Consider the following 3,821-nt stretch of genomic DNA (forward strand, 5'->3'; position numbering starts at 1 on the left):
GGCTCGTCCGGTTCCGCGACCGGCAATGCCGCTTCCCCGGCTGCGCGATCAGCCTCCGTTTCTGCGACCTCGACCACGTCATCCCCTGGCCCGACGGGCCCACCAGCCCAGCGAACCTGATAGCCCTGTGCCGGCGACACCACCGGCTCAAGCAGTCACCCGGCTGGACGGTCGCGATCCATCCCGACCTGACCGTGACCTGGACCGACCCGGTCGGCCGCCCACACCAGCTATCCGAGCGACCACCTCGGCCTCACCGACGACTGGAAGTCCCTGCCCGACAACGCCGTTGCCGCGCCAGGTCGCGACGCGACCATACGCACCCCGGCCGCGTCGAACGAGGGCGAGATCAGCCCACTCGAAGCACACCTCACCCGACTGCTTGCCGCCTGAGCGGCGGCAAGAACCGGCCGGATTGGACCTCGCCACGGGCCGGCCGTTCGCCGGTCTAGGCCGAGGGTTCGGCGACGCGGCCGATGAAGAGCGGAGTGGCGGATTCCACCTCGTGGATCACGAAGAGGAAGGGCCGGTCGAAGGTCAGCGCCTTCGGCTCCGCCGGCGCTCCGGCGGCGTCCATGATCACGGCCGTGGCGGCTGCGGCTTCGGCACCGTTCTCGTCGACCGCGATGAAGGCCTCATGGATGACCGCGGAAATGTAGAGCCGCTCCTGGGTAGTCATCGCCGAGAAGTCCGCCTTGTCCGCGTCGAAGGCCAACGGCATACCCATCGCGGGCAGGATCGCCGTGAGCGGTGACGGGGTCCGGAAGTTCCATTTCGGCAGCGTGAGTTGAACGGCCGGCTGGTCGGTGGCAGTCAGTGCAGACCTGAGCTTGTCCGCGGTCAGCCACGCGCGCTGCGCGGAAACGCCCGGGTCCTCGGTGCGCACCAACGTCATCGCCAACTCCCGGCCGGCGAAATGCAGGGTCACCGACTCCCAACCGCTGCCGTGGGCATAGGGAGCGGAGAAACCGTTGTGCATCATCGGCACCTGCCGAGCATCACCCTTATCGCCGGTGAAGGGTCCGGGCGCCGTCAGCGCTGGCGTGAAGGGCACATTCCATGGCGCCTTGAAATAGACCGCGTTCACCAGGACCAGCCGGGTTGCGGGGGAGAGCACGCCGTGGGGGATGAGTTCCGGGATCTTCGCCTGCGTCTGCTCGCTGGTCCACCCATTGATCTCGGTCCTCGCGGCCTCGGCATCGGCCTTGTAGTCCACGGTGTGCAAGCCCGCACCGAACCACTTCGCCACGGCATCGAGGAAGGGCTTCTGAAACTCCGAACCACGTTGCGGCCATAGCGAGTTCGCGCTGTCCAGGGCGATCTCGTATGACGTGCCCATCGCATCGGTCCGTTTGCCGGCCCTGCTCTCGGCCAGTCGGACGACGGCGGCCAAGCCGGCGTCGAGGCCCTCGACACTGTCGAAGTCCAGAGTGTTGAGCATCTCCTGCTGCGTCGCACCCACCGCCCCGTTGGCCGTCATACCAAGAGCAAGCGCGACCGAGAAGGGCGAGCACACCAGGTTCCCGGTCTTGTCGGTCAGCAATCTGGACGTCAACGCGGCGGTAAAGGCGCGGACCGCCTCGGCCCCCTTTGCCGCCGACCCAGCCGGCGGCTGAGCCAGGGCAACCTCGGCCTTGACGACGCTACCCCCGGAGATTGCGCCCTTGGTGGCCCCTGCGGTCTTGAGCACGGTGGCACCGTCCGAGCCGCAGGCGGTGGCGGCAAAGCCGGTAAGGCTGCCGATTATCAACGTACGCAACAGGATTCGACGATCGGGCCGCACCGGCATACGGGCGGCGGTGTCGGTTGCGGGCAATGCGTGCTGGTTTGTCATTCCGCTATGACGGCAGTTCGTCGCGGCCAGTTCCGCGCGAGCTAGGCGTGGGCGAGAATCCGCATCGTATGCCCGGGCGCTCTCCCGTCGAGGGCTTCGACGCTCACCGGCAGGCCAGTCGCCCGGTCGAGGCCGACCAGCCATTGCGTGGAGTACGCATAGCCCGGGTCCTCGTCGCGCGCTCGGAGCTCGCCGCCATAATCCTGCCGCTCGGCGATCTCGCCATAGAGCAGGGCGCAACACGAGCACCGCGGCTCGTATGCCGTGGTGGGCCGCAATCGCGCCCACCACGTCTCGCGGCCATACCGTTCGGTCGTCGCCACTTCCTCAACGTCGGCGCCGGGCACGGTGACAAGACGGCCAGGGCCGTCGGGATCGGCCGGGTCGTCGGGCACCCACTCGTGGCCGTCGGCGAGTTCGTAGGGGTCGAGCATCGCCAGCCAGTAGTAGTTGTGGAAGTAGAGGCCGTGGTCGTCGCCGTCGGTGCCGCTGGTGCGAGTGAGGACCAGGCCATCGGGGCGAAGGGTTGCCGGCCGGTCCGGTGGCTGGGGGCCGAAGTCGTGTCCCGCTGGTCGCGCGCGATCCGCGAGGTTTTCGCCAGGTCGCTCGACACGGGTCACTCGAACGTCGGACGGCCGACGCAGCCGCGCATGCAGTGCCGGCCCACTCTTCTTCGGCCAGTGGAGGGTCGGCCAGTCGAGCTCGAACTCGACGGACTGCCACAGCCACGGTGCCGACCGCGCGAGGGCGCGCCAGTCGTCGGCGGTGGGGATCGTCATACGGACAGCAGATCACGGGGTCGCCTGCGGCGCAGCCTGTTTTGTGCCGCCAGCCAGCCCAGAAGACCCAGTGTTCCGCCGAGGAGGGGCAGCACGGTGCGCGGGTGCCACGAGATCCAGGTGTCCTGTACCCCATAGAAGGCCGTATGCCGTTCGCCCGCCAGCGCGTCATCCGCCCAGTCCACGCAGGTCAGGTCGAGTGCGGGGTTGGCGACGACCACCGGATCGCCGGCGACGCCCGCCAGCGTTGTCGACGTGGCGAATGTCCGGTCGCTCTTCCACGGGACGAGCAGGCGGTTTTGCTGCCAGGCCAGGGGGCAATTGTCGTCCGCTTGCACGGGGATCTCGGGGATGTGCGAGTCCGCTGTCGGCGCGTTCACGTCCGGAATCAGTGCTCCGTTCGCCACGTCGAAAATGCGTACGTCCGTGGGATTGCCGGGCGCAGTGGGCGCGGACCGGAGAGCGAGCCGCGTGCCGTCCGGGGACAGCGATGCGCTGCCGATGACGAACTCGGGTCCAGGGCGCGTGCCGGTCGACTCCAGCGTCACGCCGGTGTCCTGCCAGCCGCCCCCGAGCCAGGTGGGATCGTAGATCTGCAGGGCGTAGTTCCGTCGATCCGAGAGGTACCCGACACCCAAGAGGCGCTGCCTTACGAACCCGACGAGGGTGACATTTCCGCGCGGAATGCCAAAGCTATGACCGTCGGTGTCCACGACCACGCCCGCAAGCGCCATAGCAAAACCGTCCCGAGGCTCCCCGGTCAACGGGAGGTAGACCCACCGCGAGTCCGGGCTCCACACCATCTGGGTCTCGAGGTCCGGTCGCTGGGTAGCGGGATGGCCGAGGTCGACGGGACGGCCCGTCGCCAGATCGAGAAGCTGATAGGACTCACCGTCGGTATCCGCCGCAAAGCGGCCGTTCGGCGACACGCGCACCGCCCGGGCCGTGTCGCCGATTCCCGCGAGCCACTGCATCCGGCCGCTGGGGAGGACCGCATACGTGCCGGTCCGGTTCGGCTCGCCGCCAGCTGAGGTCGGGGCCGGTGCCCAGGCAATCCCCGACACCGGTCCCGGTGCCGCGTCGCCATCGTCGATGCCGGTAATCCGCTCGGGGTAGCCGAGAGCGCGGGCGTCGGTGTGCTCGATCGAGGTCGCGGGCGGCGCCGGGCCGCGCTCGTATGCCGTGAGCCGGGCCACGCCGCCGCCCAC

At 68.8% G+C, this 3,821-nt stretch carries 4 protein-coding genes; 1 reads left to right on the top strand and 3 read right to left on the bottom strand.

The features are described 5' to 3' along the window. The first annotated feature begins 80 nt into the window (after positions 1–80). Positions 81–452, top strand: coding sequence for a hypothetical protein (locus tag PKH97_RS14680; RefSeq protein WP_324388317.1), 372 nt, complete (start codon positions 81–83; stop codon positions 450–452). Here PKH97_RS14680 and PKH97_RS14685 read toward each other — a convergent pair. From PKH97_RS14685 to PKH97_RS14695, 3 genes are all read right to left on the bottom strand, one after another. Continuing rightward, positions 449–1,834 (bottom strand): serpin family protein, encoded by a 1,386-nt coding sequence (locus PKH97_RS14685; protein ID WP_324388314.1) that lies wholly within the window; start codon positions 1,832–1,834, stop codon positions 449–451. The two genes, PKH97_RS14680 and PKH97_RS14685, sit on opposite strands and share 4 nt — an antisense overlap. Positions 1,835–1,875: 41 nt before the next feature. Further along, positions 1,876–2,613: a hypothetical protein gene (locus tag PKH97_RS14690; RefSeq protein ID WP_324388315.1), complete on the bottom strand. Its 738-nt coding sequence runs from the start codon at positions 2,611–2,613 to the stop codon at positions 1,876–1,878. After that, on the bottom strand, positions 2,610–3,821 hold a 1,212-nt coding region (locus tag PKH97_RS14695), incomplete at its 5' end, for a hypothetical protein (protein WP_324388316.1). The genes PKH97_RS14690 and PKH97_RS14695, both read right to left, overlap by 4 nt.

The organism is Nostocoides sp., assembly GCF_035343835.1.
In the GTDB taxonomy this organism is placed as follows: domain Bacteria; phylum Actinomycetota; class Actinomycetes; order Actinomycetales; family Dermatophilaceae; genus Nostocoides_A; species Nostocoides_A vanveenii.

Bases quoted from the DNA above. Each gene is read 5' to 3' on its own strand.
- PKH97_RS14685 (WP_324388314.1), bottom strand. From the start codon at position 1,834: ATGACAAACCAGCACGCATTGCCCGCAACCGACACCGCCGCCCGTATG.
- PKH97_RS14690 (WP_324388315.1), bottom strand. From the start codon at position 2,613: ATGACGATCCCCACCGCCGACGACTGGCGCGCCCTCGCGCGGTCGGCA.